Origin of the sequence: Rhizobium sp. BK289 (assembly GCF_014193575.1) — a bacterium.
Classification (GTDB): domain Bacteria; phylum Pseudomonadota; class Alphaproteobacteria; order Rhizobiales; family Rhizobiaceae; genus Rhizobium; species Rhizobium tropici_C.
Genome location: NZ_JACHZO010000015.1, coordinates 116,472 through 135,739, shown reverse-complemented (window position 1 = coordinate 135,739; position 19,268 = coordinate 116,472). Strand labels below are relative to the sequence as shown.

Here is a 19,268-nt window from a genome sequence, read left to right as displayed (position 1 = left end):
CTCAGCTCTCCCGAGATGGCAGCGGATTGACGGAAGGCGTGGTGCGAACCGCGCCCGACCGGGGGCGGGACGGTTGCGGGGCGCCATTGCCGTCGCCATTGTCACCGAAGACTTCGCGGGCGATGGCGCCGATGCCGCCGAGCGAGCCGATGATGGAGCTGGCCTCCACGGGCATCAGCACCACCTTCGAATTGCCGGCGGAGCCGATCGCGGTCAGGGCTTCCGTGTATTTCTGCGCAATGAAGTAGTTGATCGCCTGCACATTGCCTTCGGCGATAGCTTCGGAGACCACGCGAGTCGCCTTCGCTTCCGCTTCGGCGAGACGCTCGCGCGCCTCGGCATTGCGGAACGCCGCCTCGCGCTGGCCTTCCGCCTGCAGCACGGCTGCCTGCTTGGCGCCTTCGGCGCGTAGAATCTGTGCGTTGCGCAGGCCCTCGGCCTCCAGAACCTGCGCGCGCTTTTCACGCTCGGCCTTCATCTGCCGCGCCATGGCATCGACCAGGTCCTTCGGCGGCTGGATATCCTTGATCTCGACGCGCGTCATCTTGATACCCCAGGGTTCGGCCGCTTCGTCGACCACGCGCAGCAGCCGCTCGTTGATCATATCGCGGTTCGACAGCAATTCATCAAGGTCCATGGAGCCCATGACCGAGCGGATGTTGGTCTTGGTTAGATTGAGGATCGCATTTTCGAGATTGGTGATCTGATAGGCGGCCTGGGCCGCGTTCAGCACCTGAAAGAAGGCGACTGCATCGGCCGAGATACTGGCATTGTCCTTGGTGATGACTTCCTGCGTCGGCACGGATAGAACCTGTTCCATCACATTCATGCGGGCGCCGACCGTTTCGATGAAGGGCACGATCAGGTTGAGCCCCGGTTCCAGCGTGCGGGTATAGCGACCGAAGCGCTGGACCGTGTAGCGATATCCCTGCGGCACGGTCTTGATCCCCGCGAACAGGACCAGGATGACCAGGACGATCAGGGCAATCACGACGATGCTGAAACCACCGACTACCATCGAATTCCTCCATGGACGCGCCCGCCTGCGGCGGAACCGCGTCGCGTCAATCGCTGCCGCTCTGCCTCCAATCGCTCGCCCGAGCATAAGAGGCGGCAGCTCAATCAGATGTGGTGGGTTAGCATGTTCTCGACAAGTGAGGAATGGGCACCGAAGGGGAGGTGCTTGCAAACTCCAATCAATCAATTGCGACCGGGTCTTGCTTCCGGCGGTTGATCTTCATACTTTATTATGGAAATTTCCGGCTCCGCTGTTCCGCAGCCTTTCGAGCCAAGTCATCGCGCATCACCAGGGTGGAGCTATGAATATCGATAGGACCTTACGGTCGGTCGTGGCCGTGCACGCCTCAATTCCGGAAGATGCTTTCACAGCGGCAACGCTCGGCACCCGCAGGGAAGGCAGCGGCGTGGTTATCCGGGGCAATGGGCTCGTCTTGACCATCGGCTACCTGATTACGGAAGCCGACAATGTCTGGCTGACGACCAATAGCGGCCGCGTCGTGCCTGGCCATGTCCTGGCTTACGATCAGGAAACCGGCTTCGGCCTGGTGCAGGCGCTCGGCCCGCTCGACGTGCCTGCCCTGGAGTTCGGCGACGCCGACAAGGCCGAGATCGGTGATGAGGTCGTCGTGGCCGACGGGATCGGCCAGTTCGTCGAGGCGAAGATCGTCGCCAAGCAGGAGTTTGCCGGCTATTGGGAATATCTCGTCGATGAGGCGATCTTCGTTGCACCGGCGCATCCCTCATGGGGCGGCGCGGCTCTTCTCGATGAGGATGGCAAGCTTCTCGGCGTCGGCTCGCTGCATTTGCAGATGGCGACCCAGAATGGCGACAGCGCCGACATCAACATGATCGTGCCGATCAACCTGCTATTGCCGATCCTGGACGATCTCATCAAACGCGGGCGGGTCAACAAGCCGCCGCGGCCCTGGCTCGGCGCCTTCTCGGCCGAAAGCAATGGCGATGTCGTTGTCATGAGCGTCACTGAGGGCGGCCCGGCTGCCAAGGCAGGGTTGCGCCGGGGCGATATCATTTCGGAGATCCGTGACGGCGAGGTCGACGGTCTCGCCGACTTCTACCGCAAGGTATGGGAGAGCGGGCCGGCTGGCGCCGAGATCCCCATGCGGGTGCTGCGCGACGGCCGCGAAGCCTGGCTGCGCGTCAAGTCGGCGGATCGCAGCAGCTTCCTCAAGAAGCCGCAGCTGCAATAGGTTTCGAGCGGTTCAGCTTTTCACGGAATCTCTGAACCGCTTCATCTCTTTGTGCCGCGCTATTCCGGCCGGCCTCTTACACCCAGCCGAGCAGTTCCCGCCGCACGACCTTTTCCAGCACCTTCATGCCGTCTTCGCTGTCGTTGAGACAGGGAATATGGGTGAATTTCTCGCCGCCATTGTGATGGAAGGATTCAGCCGCCTGTTCGGCGATCTCTTCCAGCGTCTCCAGGCAGTCGGAAACGAAGCCGGGATTGAGCACCGCGATGCGCTTGGTGCCGTTCCTGGCAAGCTCCTCCACCGTCTTGTCGGTGTAGGGCTGCAGCCATTCCTCCGGGCCGAAGCGGGACTGGAACGTGACCATGAACTGATCTTCGGAGAGGCCAAGCTTCTCGCGCAGCAGCCTGCCGGTCTTCTGACAGAAACAGTAATAGGGGTCACCAAGCTTGAAGTAGGACATGGGTATGCCGTGGAAGGAGGCGATGATCTTTTCCGGCTGCCAGTCCAGCGTCGAGAGGTGACGGGTCACGGAATTGGCAAGCGCCTCGATATAGGTCTCGTCGTCGTGATATTGCGGCACGGTGCGGATCGCCGGCTGCCAGCGCATCTTCTGCAGTTTTTCGAACGCCTTGTCGTTGACCGTCGCCGTCGTAGCCGCCGCATATTGCGGATAGAGCGGAAAGAGCACGATGCGCTCGCAGCCATCGTCCTTCAGTGCCTGGATGCGATCGGCGATCGAAGGCTGGCCGTAACGCATGGCCCAGTCGACCTTGACGTTGGGCAGGTCGCGCAGCCGCTCGGCCATCAGGTCGGACTGGTTGCGCGTATAGGTGCGCAGGTAGCTCTCGTTCTTGTCCTTGTTCCAGATCGTCTCGTAGGCCTTGCCGACTTTCTGAGGCCGGGTATTGAGCACGATGCCGAACAGGATCGGGTACCATTTCCAGCGCGACCATTCGATGACGCGGCGGTCTGTCAGGAATTCGCGCAGGTAGCGGCGCATCGAGGAATAGTCTGTGCCGTCAGGCGTTCCCAAATTGATGAGCAGCACGCCGACCTTGCCGTATTTCACGCTGGGGTGATCGGGCGAAAGCGTGGTCAGGTCAGCTGTCATCGATTGAATTCCTCTCAAGATACGAAGCACTTCACATAAGAACAAAAGCCGGCCCGGGAAAGCCCGGACCGGCCCTCTCATACGAGACAAATCGTCCTCACTTGGTCGGGACCCTCAACTTTTCGCCGATCGTCAGGTGGTGCGGCTTGATATTGCGGTTGGCGGCCACGAGTTTGTGCCACTGATTGGCGTTGCCGTAATAGGTCTTGGCAATATCCCAGAGCGTATCGCCGGCGACGATGACATGAGTCGTCGGTGTCGTCGTTGGTGTCTTGGGCGGCTCGCTGGCGGCAGCTGCCGGTGCGGTTGTCTCCGGCGTTGTTGCCGCGGGCGCGCTCGTCGCGGGTGCCGACGTTGCCGGAGTTTCGGTCGCGGGTGCTGCCGTGGCGGGTGTTGACGCCGCCGGATCCGACTTTGGCGGAGTGGATGGCGTCGCCGTCGGATTTGTCGGCATGGTCGTGCTCGGTGTCGTGACGGTCGGTGGCGAAGAGGCGGGCGGCGTCGTGGAAGAAGCTGCGCCGCCATCCGCGGCCGGTGCCGGCTTCTGCTCGGGCGCGGCCTGCTGTGTCGCATCGGCCGGTTTTGCCGGCGCGGGCTGCGCCGTTGCCGCGACGGTGCCGACCTGGGTTATGCGGCCGTCTGTGTAGGGCTTGTAGGGGTTGTGGGCGCCAAGATAATCGGCGACCACCGATTCCAGATTGGGGCCGAAATCATAGGCGTTCTTGCCATCCTTGGCGAAGACCGCATAACCGTCGCCGCCGGCGCGCATGTAATTGTTGCTGACGATACCATAGGTTTTTTCCGGATCGATCGGCTTGAATTCCGTGCCTTCCTGTACCTCGACGGAGACGAGACGGCTGCCTGCGGGCTTGGTCTTGTCGAAGCTGTATTTGAGGCCGGCAACCTGGGGGAAGCGGCCGGCGCCCTCATCGATCTGGCTGAGGCCGTTTTCCAGCGCCGCCTTTACCTCCGCGCCGGTCAGCTGGAAGGTCGCAATCGTGTTCTGGAAGGGCAGCACGGTCAGAACATCGCCCATGCTGACATCGCCGGCGCCGATGGAGGCACGCAAGCCGCCGCCGTTCTGGATGGCGATGGAAATGCCCTGCGTCTTGGTGCGGTCGAGCATTGCATCGGCTACGAGATTGCCCATGGAGCATTCCTGAACGCGGCAGACTTCACGCGCGCCTTCAATGGGTCCTTGCGAGCTGCCGATGACCTTCTTGCGCAGTTCCTCGATCGGCTTGGCCATTTCCTGCACGCGGGCTGCGATCGCCGGATCGGGCTTGATGGAGGCATCGAGCAGGATCGGGTCGCCCTTGGCATCCTTGACGATGCCGTTATCGTCGAAGGTGACGACGAGGTCACCGAGATACTTGCCATAGGAGGCGGCCTGGACGACCGGCACCTTGTAGCCCGCCGGATTGTCGACCATGGTCGGGTAAGGGCCGGCTGCCTTCGGGTCGGTGTTCGACAGGAGCGTGTGGGAATGGCCGCCGACGACGATGCTGACGCCGGCGATCTTGGCGATCTTCTCGACATCGCGCGGATAGCCGACATGGGTGAGAGCGATGATCTTGTTGATGCCCTGCGATTTCAGCGCATCCACCTCGGCGCTGATTGCGGCGGCATCGTCGGTGATCTTCACATGCGGGCCGGGCGAGGCCAGTTCCGGCGTTTCGGTCGTTACCGCACCAACGATGCCGATCTTCTGGCCGCCGACATCGAGCACGATGGATTTCTTGATGCGCTCGCCGAGCTTCGACTGATCGTCGACCACCAGATTGGCGGTTACGACCGGGAACTGTGCCTTGTCGAGGAAAGCTGCAAGCGGGCCTTCGCCATCGTCGAACTCATGGTTGCCGACCGTCATGGCGTCGATCTTCACAGCGTTGAGGAATTCGACCTCGGCCGCGCCCTTGTAAGTGGTATAGAACAGCGAGCCCTGGAAATTATCGCCGGCATCGAGAACCAGCACATTCTGGCCGGCAAGTGCGGCGCGGCGCTGGTCGATGATGGTCTTCAGCCGGGCTGCACCGCCGAAGCACTCATTCTTGGCTTCCTCGGCTGCCGAGCAGGTCGCATCGAACTTGTTGATCGATTCCACGCGCGAATGGAAATCATTGAAATGCAGGATGTTGAGCTGATAGTCCGCGAAGGCGGCGCTGGTGCTGAGCGCCAGCAGCGTGGCGGCCAAAAGGCCCACTCCGAAGGGCTGCTTCATCTGTCTCTCCTGTTGGTCATCGCAATCCGGCCCGCCCGTGCCCATGGCGGTCCCCCCTGCCGATGTTTTCATCACGGGCAAGCGAGTGCAAGCAAAAGCTGTTGGCTTCATTAGGATTTTTACAAGCAGGGAAATGTGCGCCGGATCAGGCGCATGCCTCGGCGGAGGCGGGGCCGTAGGATTCCCGCAATGCCGCAGCGGCACTCCAGCCGGCGGCGCAGAAGATCAGCAGGCAGCAAAGGGAGGCTGCAAGATGAAAGCGCCGTTTCCGCTTCCGGTAGAGAAGGATCGCGCCGGCGCCATAGACCAGCAAGGCGGGCAAGGCGAAGATCAGGACGCCGATCGGGCCGTCGCAATCGAGCGCATCGATGCCCTGAGCCCGATAGGTATTGACAGGGAGAACCGTCGCCATAACAGCGGCGGGGAGAGCTGCGACAAGAGCGAGATAAAGGACCAGCACGCCGCGCATGATGCCTTATTCATCCGGCAGGCCCATATCAGCCCTGGCGATTGAGCGAGAAATGCCCGCCGGTTTCGGAGGTGCAATTGAGCTGGCTCGGATTGGCCAGGAAGCAATTCACCTTCGACGACGTGCGCTTGACGTTCGAATAAAGATTGATCTGGATCATGCCGGATGGATCGGTCGTGTAGGTTCCCGAGGCCATCTGCTGGTTCGTGCCATCAGTGGTATGCGTTTCGAATCGGCCGCTCGAGAATGTCGAGTTCAGCCCATTCGAATCGGCCCAGCGGCCTTCAACGGAATTCCCTTGCGGTTGGCCGCCGGTGTTCATTCCCATCGGCGGCGGCCTCGATCCGCCGAAATCGACGCAGGCGGACAAGGCTGACGCGGCAGCAACGAGGGCAAGCATGGTTCTTATCTTCATAAATGTCTCCCGCGAATAATGGCGGACTAAAGGCGCATCGGTTGCAAGGAAGATGACGCGACCATCGGGCTAAAGCAAGGCTCCACCACCGATCTGCTTGATTTATCTGGCTTGCGTAACAAAAATGCCCGCACGACTTGTGCGGGCATTCGGGTCTGGCATCAAGCTGACACTATACCCTTAGCGAACCAGAATGTTCCGGAACTGCCAGGGGTCCTTGGTGTCGATGTCCTCCGGGAAAAGGCCCGGGCGGCCATCGAGCGGGGTCCAGTCGGTGTAGTGACCTTCGACCGGGCCGAGATAGGGCAGCTGCACTTCGAGGCAGCGCTTGTAGTCGACTTCGTCGGCTTCGACGATGCCGGCCTTCGGGTTTTCCAGTGCCCAGACCATGCCGGCGAGAACGGCTGATGTCACCTGCAGACCGGTGGCGTTCTGGTAGGGGGCGATGCGGCGGGTCTCTTCGAGAGACAGGCGCGAGCCGTACCAGTAGGCATTCTTGGCATGGCCATAAAGCAGCACGCCGAGTTCGTCGATGCCGTCCTCGAGCTCGTCCTCGTCGAGAACGTGATGGACCGGCTGCGGCGTGCCGCCGTTGCCGAACATCTCGTGCAGCGAGAGCACGGCGTCGTTGGCCGGATGATAGGCATAGTGGCAGGTCGGGCGGAAGGTCACTTCGCCGTCCTTGTCGCGAACGGTGAAATAGTCGGCGATCGAGATCGACTCGTTGTGGGTGACGAGGAATCCGTATTGCGGGCCAGGCGTCGGGCACCAGGTGCGGACGCGGGTGTTGGCGCCCGGCTGTTCCAGATAGATGGCGGCCTGGCAGCCCTTCTTGTGCTTCTTGGCGTTCTTCGGCATCCACTCTTCATGGGTACCCCAGCCGAGCTCGGCCGGCTGCAGGCCTTCGGAGATGAAGCCTTCGACCGACCAGGTATTCCAGAAGACGTTGAGCGGCTTCGGATGCTTGGTGCGCTGCGTGTCCCGCTCGGCAATATGGACGCCCTTGACGCCGACTTTCTTCATCAGCTTGGCCCAGCCTTCGCGGTCGTGCTGATCCGGCTCGTCGAACTTCAAGCCGATATCCTTGGCGAGGTTGACGAGCGCCTGCTTGACGAACCAGGAGACCATGCCCGGATTGGCGCCGCAGGTGGAAACGGCCGTCGTGCCGCCCGGGTTCTTCGCCTTTTCCTTGCGGACGGTTTCGCGCAGCGCATAGTTGGTGCGGTCGGCATTCTTCATGCTCTTGTCGAAGTAGAAGCCGAGCCAGGGTTCGACGACGGTATCGATGTAGAGCACATCGAGCTTGCGGCAGAGCTTGATGAGATCGAGCGAGGAGGTGTCGACCGAGAGGTTGACGCAGAAGCCCTGGCCGCTGCCTTCCGTCAGGAGCGGCTTCAGGAGATCCTTGTAATTGTCCTTGGTGACATATTCCTTGATATGACGGACGCCATGCTTTTCGAGGATCGCCAGGTGCTCGGCGTCCATCTGCGGGTCAATGACGACCATCCGGCTTTTGTCGAATTTGAAATGGCGCTCGATCAGGGGCAGGGTGCCGCGGCCGATGGAGCCAAAGCCGATCATCACGATCGGACCGGTAATTTCGGCATATACCGGATAGTTCTCTTCCGTCATTCTTTTCTCCTTCGAAAGGCAGGACGCCGTTCGGTTTGCGAAATTCAATCAGAGTTGGCGCGAAAACGCGAGATGAGCGGCTCTAATCATAATTTGATGTCACAATAAAGAGCTGTTCAGGGTTAGCCGGGCAAAGTCAAGAAGGCCAACATACACGCCATATGCGACGAGTTTGTTGCCTTCAAGGTTTGTTTTTACTGACCTATGGGAAATGCAGCGCCGGCCGCGCTCAGCCTTTCAAGGCTTCCAGGTCATCGGTAACGGTGGTCAGCGCGATTTCCTGGATCTCATAGACGGCGATGCCATGAATGGTGAAGGGGTCGGCTGCAGCATAGGCCTCCAGTTCGGTACGCTCGCCGCGGGCGAAGATGACGCCGCCGGTGCGCGGCACCTTGCGGCCGGAGGCCAAAAACCATCCCTTGGCATAGCCTTCCTTCACCCAGGCCATGTGCGGCTCCATATACCTGTCAGCTTCGTCATTGCCCTTGAGATAGGTGAGTGAGAGGATGAACATTCAATCATTCCATAGGAGTTGCGCGCGGATCAGGCCGCGCAGGGAGTTTCCGACGTAAAGGGTATGGTCTTTAAGGTCGTCGACGCGGATGCGGCCGACGCGGGCCTTGCGCTGGCAGATGAGTTCCGTGCGCAAGACGCCGGCAAGCAGTCCGGCGGAAATCGGCGGAGTGCGCAGCGCGTCCGGACCATCCTCGATGAAGACCGAGGTGATCGTGCCCTCGCACAACTCGCCCTTCTCATTGAGCAGCAGCACCTCGTCTGCTTCGTCAGGCCGATATTCCGCGCGCGCTGCCTCATAAACTGCGCGGCGCGTGGTTTTGACGCGCAGCAGCTTGTCGGCGGAATCGAGCCGGGTTGCGGCAATGCGGACCCGCCAGACGGTGTCGGGTGGCAGCGGGACAAAGGGGGCCGTCGTCACTGCCGTCTGGCCTTCACGATCCAGCGTCAACCGAACCCTCAAAGGCACAGCGGTACCGGCAATCGCCTGTTCCAGTTTTCCGAGCACGTTCTTCGGAGCTGAAAAGCCGAGGCGGCGGGCGGAGCGCTGCAGGCGGGCGAGATGCAGGCGCAGGCGAACGAAGCCGGTTTCCGGCTCGTAGCGCAGCGTCTCGATCAGGGAAAAATCCTCTACCGGTCGATCCATCGGTCCCCCACGGCAAAGCGCGCCTTGAGGAGGCATTCCTCATATTCCGCTTCCGCCGTCGAATCGAAGACGATGCCTCCGCCGACATTGAACACCGCGCGGCCGTCTTCGAAAAGCGTGATCGTGCGGATCGCCACCGAAAAACGCATGGCACCACCAGGCGAGATCATGCCGATCGCGCCGCAATAGGCGTCGCGCGGGCTGCCTTCGAGGTCGTGCAGGATTTCCATCGCCCGCATTTTCGGCGCGCCGGTGATCGAGCCGCAGGGAAAAAGTGCTGCGAGGATATCGCGAATGGTGATGCCGGGAAGCAGCTTCGCCTGCACATGGCTGACCATCTGGTGCAGCGTGGGATAGGTCTCGATTTCGAAAAGCTTGGGAACGTCCAGCGTGCCGACTTCGGTGATGCGCGAGATATCGTTGCGAAGCAAGTCGACGATCATGCGGTTTTCGGCCTGCGTCTTCTCGTCGGCGAGCATGGCGGCGATGATCTCGTCGTCATCGGCGGCATCCTTGCCGCGCTTGGCCGTGCCCTTCATCGGATGCGTCTCGATCCAGCCATCCTCGTCCGTGCGGAAGAAAAGCTCCGGCGAGCGCGACAGGATGATCGGCCCGCCGAGATCGACGAGCGCGCCGTATTTCACCGGCTGCCGTTCGATCAGCGACCAAAAGGCAGCGCGCGGATCGCCGTTCCAGCGGGCACGGATCGGCATGGTGAGGTTTGCCTGATAGCAATCGCCCTGACGCAGATGCCAATGCAGCCTGTCGAAGCGCTCCTTATATATCTCGAAATTCCAGCCGGCCTTCGGCTCTGTGAGAAACTCCTGGTTTTCCGGGCGCTGCGCCGGCTGACCGAGTGGATGGCCGTCGGCGGCCGGCGCATCGAAAACGCCGAAACATAGCAGCGGTGTTTCCCTGTTTTCCTCGGCGAAGGATGCGAGTTTTTCCTCGAAGAGATGCCCGGCCTCGTAGGCCATGTAGCCGGCCAGCCATTTTCCCTCTTGCCTGGCCCTTTCCATGCGATCCAGCGCATCGAAAAACTGCACGCGCGTATGGGCCATGATGACCTCGGCCGGTTCGGCGAAGATCATCACCTGTCCTGTGCTGTCGTCCCTGAAGAGGACGTAGGGTATGGCATCGGCCATGCGCGGATTTCGATCCAGTCTTTGTTCAGTGATCCCGAGGCATGATTGCATATGCCGTTACGCTTGGCCTCTCACCCCAACTCTCTCCCCGCATCGGCGGGGTGAGGGGCCAAGCGCAAAGCTTCGGCAACAGCGAAGATGCCTGGCCTGCTTTTCCTTAGAGCAGACGGGATTTCAGTTCTTATCTAGCGCTTCCAGCTCGTCGATCAGCCCTTCGATCATCGACAGTCCCTTGCTCCAGAACGACGGATCGGTCGCGTCGAGGCCGAAGGGCTTCAGCAGTTCGGAGTGGTGCTTGGTGCCGCCGGCCTTCAGGAGCTCGAAATACTTGTCCTGGAAACCCTTTTCGGCGTTTTGGTAGACGGCATAGAGCGAGTTCACCAGGCAATCGCCAAAGGCATAGGCGTAGACGTAGAAGGGCGAGTGGATGAAATGGGGGATATAGGCCCAGTAGGTCTCGTAGCCCTCGGAAATCTTGATCGCCGGGCCTAAGCTCTCTGCCTGTACCGAGAGCCACAGCTCGCCGATATTGTCCGATGTCAGCTCGCCATTCTTGCGGGCAGTATGAACCTTGCGCTCGAATTCGTAGAAGGCGATCTGGCGGACGACCGTATTGATCATGTCCTCGACCTTCTGGGCGAGCATGGCCTTGCGTTCGCGCTTGTCGGTGGTCCTGTCAAGGAGCGCGCGGAAGGTCAGCATCTCGCCGAAGACCGAGGCGGTTTCCGCGAGCGTCAGCGGCGTCTGGCACATCAGCGCGCCCTGGCCGCCGGCCAGCACCTGGTGCACGCCATGGCCAAGCTCGTGCGCCAGCGTCATGACATCGCGCGGCTTGCCCATATAGTTGACAAGAACATAAGGGTGGGCCGAAGGGACCGTCGGATGGGCAAAAGCGCCCGGCGCCTTGCCCGGGCGCACCGGCGCGTCGATCCATTCCTCGTCGAAGAAGCGCTTGGCAATGGCGGCCATTTCCGGCGCGAAACTGCCATAGGCGGAAAGAACCGTGTCTTTCGCTTCGGTCCAGGGGATCAGGGCGTTGGGCGTCTCCGGCAGCGGTGCATTGCGGTCCCAGAAGTTCATCTGGTCCATGCCGAGCCACTTGGCTTTCATCTTGTAATAGCGATGCGAGAGGCGCGGATAGGCCTCGCGCACGGCCGCCGCCAGCGCATCCACCACCTCGCGCTCGACGCGGTTGGCCAGATGCCTGCTGTCGGCGATATCCTCGAAGCCGCGCCAGCGATCGGCGATTTCCTTGTCCTTGGCGAGCGTATTAGTGATGAGCGTGAAAGTGCGCAAATTGGCCTTGAAGGTTTCGGCAAGCGCCATGGCGGCCTTGCGGCGTATCTCCGGATCCTGCTCCTGCAGCATATTCAAGGCGACTTCCAGTGGCTGCTTCTCGCCGTCGATCTCGAAGCGCAGTTCCGCCATCGTTTCGTCGAACAGGCGGTTGAAGGCGGCGGCACTCGTCATGGATTTTTCCAGGAACAGCTGTTCCAGCTTGTCGTCGAGCTGATGGGGCTTGTCCTTGCGCAGGTCGACGATCCACGGGCGATAGTGGCCGGCGGCGGGGTCGTTCGCCATGCAGGCGTCCATCACCGCATCGTCGATACGGTTGAGTTCCAGCGCGAAGAACAGGAGATGCGAGGAGTAGTCCGTCAGCTTAGCCTGGACATCGCCATAGAGCTTGCCGTTGGCCGGATCGGCCGTATTGGAGAAATAGGTGAGCCCGGCATACGAGCCGAGGCGGCCCATGATGTCGTCAAGCGCTTCATACTCCTTGAGGGCCGCGCCGATACCGGCATCGCCCGATTTGGCGGCGGCATCGGTAAGCTTTCCCTTCCACTTTTCCTCGAAGGCGACGGCCATCTTGCCCGCCCTTTCCATGTCATTGAGGAAGGCCGGCGAGGTCGCGGACGGATAGAGGTCGCTGAGTTTCCAGGCTGGCAGGTCGCCAAGCGCTTGTCCGACGGCCTGGCTTGCGGAAAAGTTAAGGGATCGATGGAGCGAGGTCGGGCTCATGGGCGATATTTCCTCTGCTTTTATTTTTCGGAACGTCCGGTCCGTTCGTGTCTAATCGGCCGAAAAGCATGCTGCAAGGCCTGATTTCCTTGCATTGGCGCTTGAAACATAAGCGATATTACATTCGTCATAATGATTAAAATGCGATGATTTGGCAAAACTTCATGTTCAAGCCTTTCTGCGAGTGTTCGCTTCAGGTTTCGCATGAAGTGAGGCACCAATGACCGTTTACAATAGCGCCAAGGGGGGCGCGCAGATTCTCGTTGTTGAGGATGATCCGATTCAACGCCGTCTGCTGAAGAATGCCATCGAGCGGCACGGACACGTCGCTCATTTGGCAGAGAATGGCCGTCTCGGCCTCGAAGTTTTGAAGCGCAGCAGCGATCAGATCAATGTGATCGTGCTCGATCTCATGATGCCGGAAATGAACGGCATCGAGTTCCTGGGCGCCCTGAACGATATGGGCATCGATCTGCCCGTGATCGTTCAGACGGGGCAGGGCGGCATCGATACCGTGGTGCAGGCCATGCGGGCCGGCGCCTTCGATTTCGTCGTCAAGCCGGTATCGCCGGAGCGTATCGCGGCGTCGATCGCCAATGCGCTGAAGCTGGACCAGCGCGAGGCCAAGGCCCGCGCCGGGCGCAAGTCGCGCTCGAGCAGCATCACTTTCGACGATATCGTCTCGGCAAGCCCGGCGATGATGCGTGTGATCGACCTTGCCCATCGCGCGGCGCAATCGAATATTCCCGTGGTACTGGAAGGCGAATCCGGCGTCGGCAAGGAACTGGTCGCGCGCGCCATCCAGGCAGCCAGCGACCGTGCCGGCAAGCCGTTCGTGACGGTCAACTGCGGCGCCATTCCGCACAATCTGGTCGAAAGCATCCTTTTCGGTCATGAGAAGGGCGCCTTTACGGGTGCTGCGGAGCGCCATGTCGGCAAGTTCATGGAGGCCGATGGCGGCACGCTATTCCTCGACGAGATCGGCGATCTGCCGCTTGATGTCCAGGTCAAGCTGCTGCGCGCCGTTCAGCAGGGCGAAATCGAGACCGTCGGCGCGCGCGTCGCGCAGAAGGTCAATGTCCGGCTGATCTCGGCGACCAACAAGGATCTGATCGAAGAGGTCAAGGCAGGGCGGTTCCGCGAGGATCTCTATTATCGCCTCAACGTCTTCCCGATCACCATGCCGGCATTGCGACGCCGCAAGGAAGATATTCCCCATCTGGCACGCGCCTTCGCTGACCGATTCGCGCTCGAGCAGAAGCTCGACCATCCGCTCGGAATCAGCAACGACGCTCTTGCGCTGCTGACGGCCTATGATTGGCCGGGCAATATCCGCCAGCTCGAAAACGCGATCTTCCGCGCCGTCGTTCTGTCTGAAGGGCCCGAACTGCGCGATACGGATTTCCCGCAGATCGCCGCGCAGTTGCCCGGCTACTTCGCCGCCGAGCACCCGACGTTAGTTGTGGATAATTCGCAGGCGCACGCGGCGGATAACATTGCAACGGAGAGAGCGGAACGGGCCGCACGCCCCCTTCTTCAGGCTGCGGCTGCAACCTCTTCTCTTCCGGGCGGCGATGCTTCCGAGAGCGCTTCCGACAATGTCATCGTCAGCACCAATACATCGGGCGATGTCAGAAAACTGGCGGATGTCGAGGAAGAACTCATCCGATTTGCCTTGAAATTCTATCGCGGACAGATGAGTCAAGTGGCGAGAAAGCTCGGGATCGGCCGCTCAACTCTCTACCGAAAGTTGAAGGACTACGGCATAGACCCGGATGACCCGCAAAAAAACGCCGCATGAGTGGTGATTTAACGTTTAGGCAAGCATATTTTGTTACCCGTCGTAAAGCACTTGTTAGTGCATCGTTCACCATGTATGAAGAGGGCGACCATGTGTGGCATTTTTGCCATCGTGTCACCGCAATTGACAGCCATTTGGAACACGATGCGACATTGTCTGTCGGACGGGGATCGAATTGCCGAATTTGAGTGGAAATACCAAGCCTAAAAGCTTGAGCTGGCATTCTGCGTGCTCTGACTTATTTCGCAAGGTGGCCAAGGTTGCAGCCGTTGGCCTCCTTGCCTTGGCCGTTTCCACCCCTGTTTTCGTCGGCACCCCTTCGCAGGCCGGCGGTGAAACCCGCAGCCTCAAGATCTATTACGTCCACACCGGCGAAAAGGCCGTCATCACCTATAAGCGTAATGGCAAGTTCGATCCGGACGGCCTGGAGAAGCTGAACCGCATCCTGCGCGACTGGCGCAAGAATCAGCCGACCAAGATGAATCCGCGCCTGTTCGATCTGATCTGGGAAGTCTACCGCGAAAGCGGTTCGCATGAATTCATCTACGTGATCTGCGGCTTCCGTTCGCCCGGCACCAATGAGATGCTGCGCACGCGCTCCGCCCATACAGGCGTTGCCAAGAAGAGCCAGCACATGCTCGGCAATGCGATGGATTTCTATATTCCAGATGTCAAGCTCACCAAGCTGCGCGAGCTTGGCATGAAGCTTCAGGTGGGCGGCGTCGGCTATTATCCGACCTCCGGCTCCCCCTTCGTCCATATGGATGTCGGCGGTGTGCGCGCCTGGCCGCGCATGGATCGCCAGGATCTTGTCCGCCTGTTCCCGGACGGCAAGACCATGCATATTCCGGCGGATGGCCGGCCGCTGCCGGGCTATCAGCAGGCAGTTGCCGACTATAAGCGCCGCATGTCGTCCGACGATATTCAGATCGCTAGCTCCTCGTCGCCGCGCCGCGGCTTCTTTGCCCGCCTGTTTGGCGGCGGCGGTGCGGATGAGGAAGAGGACAATGCGGAAAGTGGCACGGCGGCAGCGCCGGTGGCCGTGGCTTCGGCAACGCGTAAGGGTCAGCCGGCTCCGGTTGCGAGCGATGATGGTGACGATAGCGCCGCTCCGGTCCAAACTCCCGCTCAGGTTCAGGTTGCGAGCGTAAACGCTCCCGTTCCGCAGGTTCGTCCGGCCTTTGGCAATCAGCCTGCCGGCAGCGATGTTGCGTCCGCCCTTGTCTCGCCGTCGCGTAACGCCGCGCAGGACGCGCTTGCGGCGGCAATGCCGAACACGGACGATCAGCCGCAATATGCCGATCTTCGCTCCTATCACGTGCCCGTTCCGGCCTTGCTCGATCGGCGTGCGCCTGGCGATGCCGAGCTGGCCTCGGCCGAGGCTGATATGAAGGGCCAGGTCGCTTCCGTACCGGTGCCGGCACAACGCCCCGAACTTGCTGAAAACCTTTTGGCGTCCACTGACGCGGATCAGGAAGCGCTCGACGATCAGGCCGATGTCGCCGCCCTTTCGCCTTCGGTCGTCGCCGCCCTCGAGCAGAGCCGTCCCGATCGGTCCGATGCGACTGCTGCGGTTACCCCGCCGCTTAATGATGTTGCCTCGAAAGATCAGATTGCGCCGGTCAGTGACGGGGCAGCGGGCGGGAACGGTGCCGCTCAGGCTATCGCGTCGGTCCTGCCGCAGCAGCGACCTGCGCAGCAGATGCCGATGCAGGTGGCGGCGCTCGCGCCGATCCGCAACGAGGTCAAGGCCAGCAGCCGTCGCTTCAACGACAGCTTCGATACTGTGACGCCGCAGGAACGTCCGATTGCCGCCGGCATAGCAACCAAGGGCTCGCGGCCGAGTAAACAGGATGCGGTAGAGGCCGATGCTGGCCGCGCTACCGTGACGACCGCGCCGACGCTGACGGAGAAGATGATTTCGCAGTGGGCGATCGCAAAGGCCCGCGTCGAGATCGTCAATCGCCCCGTCAAGGCGCCACGTTTCGTCAGCGCGACGCTGCGTGCCCAGCCGACCGCCGTCTACACGGATGGCTTCAAGATGCAGACGGCATCGATCGATCCGGAGCGTTTCAGCGGTTCCGCCGTGAACTTCCTTCAGGTGAAGAAGTTCAATTCGGTCGAATAGGCTGAGATTCCTATTCTATGCAGTCCTCGCGGAGCCGCTTGGGCTCCCTTTGCATATGGCGGGTGCAGCTGAGATACAGTGCTGTTGCTCACAGGTGACACCGCATCCGCTTTCAGGTTCAAGTCAGCTTTTATTCATCCTGGCCTCACGCTTCATTCAGCGTCGTTTCATTCAGCCGGATTAGGGCGGCAGTCTTTCCAAGGCTGGATATCCGCGTTTGAATCGAAAGACAGCAATCATCATCGGCAATGGCAAGCTGCCGCGCGATCTCTCGGAGATCGTGGACAGAGCGGATTTTACAATGCGCTTCAACGAGCCGAAGGCGTCGATCGGCATGAGCGGATCGCGCACCGATATTCTCATGCTCGCAACCTCCAGCAAGCCGATGCAACGCCGGCTGACGGATCCGGCCTTCCTGGCCAGCGCCACCTTCAGGGCCGCAAAGGAGGTCGTGCTTGCCTACCATCCCGTCATCATCGGCAAATATCACCCCAAGCCCAACTTCCTTTCGCGCCTGAAAGGCAGGAGAAGCGACTGGACGATGCGGACGATCGAACTCGTCGGCGCTGCCGGCAAGGAGATCCGCATCATGCCGCCACAATTCTATATCGAAGGCTGTGAGGAGCTTGGCGTGAGCGAATGCCGGATGCGCCAACTCTTTCCAAGCACCGGCTTTTTCGGCATCCGCTATGCCCTGTCGCGTTTGCCCGCCGACGAGTGGGATGTCAAGCTGTGCGGCTTCAGCTGGGAAGGATGGAAGCGTCATGCCTGGCTGGACGAGCGCCGCTGGGTCGACGACAAGATGGCGAGCGGGCGCATCAGCCTGCTCGTCTAACCTTCTTTCAGTTGTCGAGTCGATTGAAAACAACCGTTTTCAGTTTCGGCTCAGGTTAGCCTAAGTTCGCTTTCATTCACGGTTGCTAGAGCCTCGCGAAAAGGACCGAGGTACTCTTAATGCAAACCCACGAATTCAACCCGTCTTCGGCGCTGCCGCTCGAAAGATCTCATGCGGGATTCGAGTTCGATCATGCGCCCAATCCCGCCGACGCCAGACTGGAAGAAGCCAAGCAGCCCGTCATTCGCGGCTTTATCATTCATCTGGAGCGCGCCCGTGACCGCATGCCCCAGGTCGAGCGGCTTGCAGCCAGACTGCCGGTGCCAAGCGAGGTCATCGAAGCGGTCGATGGGCGCACTCTGACGGATAGCGCGGTCGAGCGCGTCTATCGCCGCCGACTGCAGAAGCCGTATTATCCCTTCGAAATGAGCATGGGGGAAATCGCCTGCTTCCTGTCGCATCGCAAAGCATGGGCCGCCATTGTCGAGCAGGGTATCGATGCTGGCCTCGTCTTCGAGGACGACGTCGAGATCGATGATGCGTTCCGGGCTGCCTTTGCCGCAGCCAAAACTTGCCTGAAGCCCGGTTCGTTCATTCGTTTTCCATTCCGCATGGGCAGGGAGCATGGCAAGTGCGTTCTCTCCGAGGGCGGGACCAATGTCATCCAGCCGATCCGGATCGGTCTCGGCATGGTGGCCCAGCTCGTCAGCCGCGATGCGGCTATCCGCCTGCTGGAGGCGACATCGGTTTTTGATCGCCCCGTGGATACGACCGTGCAGATGAGCTGGTTGACCCGCGTATCTCCGCTGGCGGTCCTGCCAGGCGGTGTACACGAGATTTCTCCGCAGCTTGGCGGCAGTACCATCAAAAGCGACAGGACGTTGGCGGAACGGCTTTCCCGAGAGGTGTTGCGGCCACTCTATCGCGCGAAAATTGCCCTTCGTTCGCGCCGCTTCATCTGAGACGCCATATCGTGACCGTTCCAATTCTCGCTTATCATCAGATTGCGGTGCCGCCGTCGCGCAAGGCGCCGTATAGAAGCATGGTCGTTCATCCCGAAGCCTTCCATCGTCAGATGGAGTGGCTGAAAAGGCTTGGCATTCAGGGCATGACGCTGCGTGAGGCAATGCCCTACGTCCGGGGAGAAAAATCCGGCAGGGTCGCCGCCATCACCTTCGACGACAGCTATGCCAATGTTTACGAGAATGCATTGCCGGTGTTGCAGGAGTTCGGCTTCACGGCCACGAATTTCGTGGTGGTGAACCAGATCGGCGGCAGCAATGTCTGGGATACGCCCATCGGCGTGGCGCATGCGCCCTGCATGTCGGTCGAACAATTGCGCCACTGGCACAGCCTGGGGCACGAGGTAGGATCGCACACGCTCGATCATGTACGCCTCCCGCGATTGCCGATGGAAGAGGCACGGCGCCAGATCACGCATTCGCGCGAGCTGCTGGAAGACCTGCTCGACGAGGGCATCTCGTCCTTCTGCTTTCCCTATGGTGACGAAACGCCGCTCGATCGCGTATTGACCTATGAGGCGGGCTATAGCGCCGCAACGACGACCCGGCGCGGCCGCGCGCGGTCGGCCGACGATCCGTTCGGTTTGCCGCGAGCGACCATCCGGCGCAACGACAGCTGGATGCATTTCGTCAAAAAATGCATCCTCGGATAACGGGCGGTCGCCAATTCACGGCGGCACCGGTCATGGCTGCTTTTCCGGTGCAGGAGCGCGATCCGCAATGGTCTGCCCATTGTGATCGGTGAGCGTGATGGGGCTGCCGACATGGTTTCTCATCGGCGTGGCCGGTGGCATGAGGGTCCATGTGAAATAGGCGATCAGGCCACAGACACCGAACAGAAAGACGGTGAGAATGGCCGGAAAGGACCATTCTTTCGTGAACATCGGTGTCTGCGGGTGAGGCTTGAACGTGGCGCGGCGGCCGGCGGCCGTCTTATTGAGCTGTGTCGGCATCATTGCCTCCAAAACTAGGCGTCCAGGCGGATTGGGAGCCGAGATATTTCAATGCGACGGCGCACGGGATGCGCACCAGCCATTGCCTTGTTGCGAAGACCCGCTTGCGCATGATCTCTCTCCATTGTCT

17 protein-coding genes are annotated in these 19,268 nt (G+C 60.7%); 6 read left to right on the top strand and 11 right to left on the bottom strand.

Features of this window, described 5'->3' with window-relative positions:
- Nucleotide 1: 1 nt before the first annotated feature.
- The gene (locus FHT84_RS25085) at nt 2-1,018 is read right to left on the bottom strand and encodes an SPFH domain-containing protein (protein WP_113250002.1); all 1,017 of its coding nucleotides are present in this window, start codon (nt 1,016-1,018) and stop codon (nt 2-4) included.
- A gap of 301 nt (nt 1,019-1,319) precedes the next feature.
- On the opposite strand from FHT84_RS25085, the gene FHT84_RS25080 reads away from it, so the two are divergent.
- Nucleotides 1,320-2,228, top strand: a complete 909-nt coding sequence (locus tag FHT84_RS25080) for a S1C family serine protease (RefSeq protein ID WP_183764872.1) — start codon at nt 1,320-1,322, stop codon at nt 2,226-2,228.
- 76 nt (nt 2,229-2,304) lie between these two features.
- Here FHT84_RS25080 and hemH read toward each other — a convergent pair whose 3' ends face one another.
- From hemH to FHT84_RS25035, 9 genes are all read right to left on the bottom strand, one after another.
- Nucleotides 2,305-3,339 (bottom strand): ferrochelatase, encoded by a 1,035-nt coding sequence (gene hemH, locus FHT84_RS25075; RefSeq protein ID WP_113250001.1) that lies wholly within the window; start codon nt 3,337-3,339, stop codon nt 2,305-2,307.
- 97 nt (nt 3,340-3,436) lie between these two features.
- On the bottom strand, nt 3,437-5,560 hold the full coding sequence (locus FHT84_RS25070; RefSeq protein WP_183764869.1) for a 5'-nucleotidase C-terminal domain-containing protein: 2,124 nt from the start codon (nt 5,558-5,560) through the stop codon (nt 3,437-3,439).
- 145 nt (nt 5,561-5,705) lie between these two features.
- Nucleotides 5,706-6,029, bottom strand: a complete 324-nt coding sequence (locus tag FHT84_RS25065) for a hypothetical protein (protein ID WP_113249999.1) — start codon at nt 6,027-6,029, stop codon at nt 5,706-5,708.
- A 28-nt stretch (nt 6,030-6,057) separates the two neighbouring features.
- Nucleotides 6,058-6,444, bottom strand: a complete 387-nt coding sequence (locus tag FHT84_RS25060; RefSeq protein WP_112343331.1) for a hypothetical protein — start codon at nt 6,442-6,444, stop codon at nt 6,058-6,060.
- Between the two features lie 180 nt (nt 6,445-6,624).
- On the bottom strand, nt 6,625-8,076 hold the full coding sequence (locus FHT84_RS25055; RefSeq protein ID WP_169645664.1) for a homospermidine synthase: 1,452 nt from the start codon (nt 8,074-8,076) through the stop codon (nt 6,625-6,627).
- Nucleotides 8,077-8,305: 229 nt separating this feature from the next.
- Nucleotides 8,306-8,590, bottom strand: a complete 285-nt coding sequence (locus FHT84_RS25050) for a YciI family protein (RefSeq protein WP_183764867.1) — start codon at nt 8,588-8,590, stop codon at nt 8,306-8,308.
- Nucleotides 8,591-9,235, bottom strand: coding sequence for an aminotransferase class IV family protein (locus tag FHT84_RS25045; RefSeq protein ID WP_183764864.1), 645 nt, complete (start codon nt 9,233-9,235; stop codon nt 8,591-8,593).
- Nucleotides 9,220-10,380, bottom strand: coding sequence for an aminodeoxychorismate synthase component I (locus tag FHT84_RS25040; RefSeq protein WP_113249996.1), 1,161 nt, complete (start codon nt 10,378-10,380; stop codon nt 9,220-9,222). Before FHT84_RS25040 ends, FHT84_RS25045 begins: the two co-directional genes overlap by 16 nt.
- Before the next feature lie 174 nt (nt 10,381-10,554).
- A complete protein-coding gene (locus FHT84_RS25035; RefSeq protein ID WP_145644489.1) occupies nt 10,555-12,399 on the bottom strand; it encodes a M3 family oligoendopeptidase in 1,845 nt (614 codons plus the stop codon).
- A 220-nt stretch (nt 12,400-12,619) separates the two neighbouring features.
- On the opposite strand from FHT84_RS25035, the gene FHT84_RS25030 reads away from it, so the two are divergent.
- The 5 genes from FHT84_RS25030 (at nt 12,620) to FHT84_RS25010 (ending at nt 18,838) form a co-directional block, all read left to right on the top strand.
- Entirely contained in the window at nt 12,620-14,200 is a 1,581-nt protein-coding gene (locus FHT84_RS25030; protein WP_112343337.1) for a sigma-54 dependent transcriptional regulator, read from the top strand.
- Between the two features lie 175 nt (nt 14,201-14,375).
- The gene (locus tag FHT84_RS25025; protein WP_145644490.1) at nt 14,376-16,328 is read left to right on the top strand and encodes a DUF882 domain-containing protein; all 1,953 of its coding nucleotides are present in this window, start codon (nt 14,376-14,378) and stop codon (nt 16,326-16,328) included.
- A 217-nt stretch (nt 16,329-16,545) separates the two neighbouring features.
- Nucleotides 16,546-17,163, top strand: coding sequence for a hypothetical protein (locus FHT84_RS25020; protein ID WP_113249993.1), 618 nt, complete (start codon nt 16,546-16,548; stop codon nt 17,161-17,163).
- A gap of 119 nt (nt 17,164-17,282) precedes the next feature.
- On the top strand, nt 17,283-18,125 hold the full coding sequence (locus tag FHT84_RS25015) for a glycosyltransferase family 25 protein (protein ID WP_183764861.1): 843 nt from the start codon (nt 17,283-17,285) through the stop codon (nt 18,123-18,125).
- 11 nt (nt 18,126-18,136) lie between these two features.
- Nucleotides 18,137-18,838 carry a polysaccharide deacetylase family protein gene (locus FHT84_RS25010; protein ID WP_113249992.1) on the top strand — a complete coding sequence of 234 codons (702 nt, stop codon included), beginning with the start codon at nt 18,137-18,139 and terminating at the stop codon, nt 18,836-18,838.
- 30 nt (nt 18,839-18,868) lie between these two features.
- Here FHT84_RS25010 and FHT84_RS25005 read toward each other — a convergent pair whose 3' ends face one another.
- Entirely contained in the window at nt 18,869-19,138 is a 270-nt protein-coding gene (locus tag FHT84_RS25005; RefSeq protein WP_112343342.1) for a hypothetical protein, read from the bottom strand.
- Between the last annotated feature and the right edge of the window lie 130 nt (nt 19,139-19,268).

Coding starts and splice junctions, on each gene's coding strand:
- FHT84_RS25040 (WP_113249996.1), bottom strand. CDS start 10,380: ATGGCCGATGCCATACCCTACGTCCTCTTCAGGGACGACAGCACAGGA.
- FHT84_RS25030 (WP_112343337.1), top strand. CDS start 12,620: ATGACCGTTTACAATAGCGCCAAGGGGGGCGCGCAGATTCTCGTTGTT.
- hemH (WP_113250001.1), bottom strand. CDS start 3,339: ATGACAGCTGACCTGACCACGCTTTCGCCCGATCACCCCAGCGTGAAA.
- FHT84_RS25005 (WP_112343342.1), bottom strand. CDS start 19,138: ATGCCGACACAGCTCAATAAGACGGCCGCCGGCCGCCGCGCCACGTTC.
- FHT84_RS25015 (WP_183764861.1), top strand. CDS start 17,283: ATGCAAACCCACGAATTCAACCCGTCTTCGGCGCTGCCGCTCGAAAGA.
- FHT84_RS25045 (WP_183764864.1), bottom strand. CDS start 9,235: ATGGATCGACCGGTAGAGGATTTTTCCCTGATCGAGACGCTGCGCTAC.
- FHT84_RS25080 (WP_183764872.1), top strand. CDS start 1,320: ATGAATATCGATAGGACCTTACGGTCGGTCGTGGCCGTGCACGCCTCA.
- FHT84_RS25070 (WP_183764869.1), bottom strand. CDS start 5,560: ATGAAGCAGCCCTTCGGAGTGGGCCTTTTGGCCGCCACGCTGCTGGCG.
- FHT84_RS25060 (WP_112343331.1), bottom strand. CDS start 6,444: ATGAAGATAAGAACCATGCTTGCCCTCGTTGCTGCCGCGTCAGCCTTG.
- FHT84_RS25085 (WP_113250002.1), bottom strand. CDS start 1,018: ATGGTAGTCGGTGGTTTCAGCATCGTCGTGATTGCCCTGATCGTCCTG.
- FHT84_RS25055 (WP_169645664.1), bottom strand. CDS start 8,076: ATGACGGAAGAGAACTATCCGGTATATGCCGAAATTACCGGTCCGATC.
- FHT84_RS25035 (WP_145644489.1), bottom strand. CDS start 12,399: ATGAGCCCGACCTCGCTCCATCGATCCCTTAACTTTTCCGCAAGCCAG.
- FHT84_RS25065 (WP_113249999.1), bottom strand. CDS start 6,029: ATGCGCGGCGTGCTGGTCCTTTATCTCGCTCTTGTCGCAGCTCTCCCC.
- FHT84_RS25050 (WP_183764867.1), bottom strand. CDS start 8,590: ATGTTCATCCTCTCACTCACCTATCTCAAGGGCAATGACGAAGCTGAC.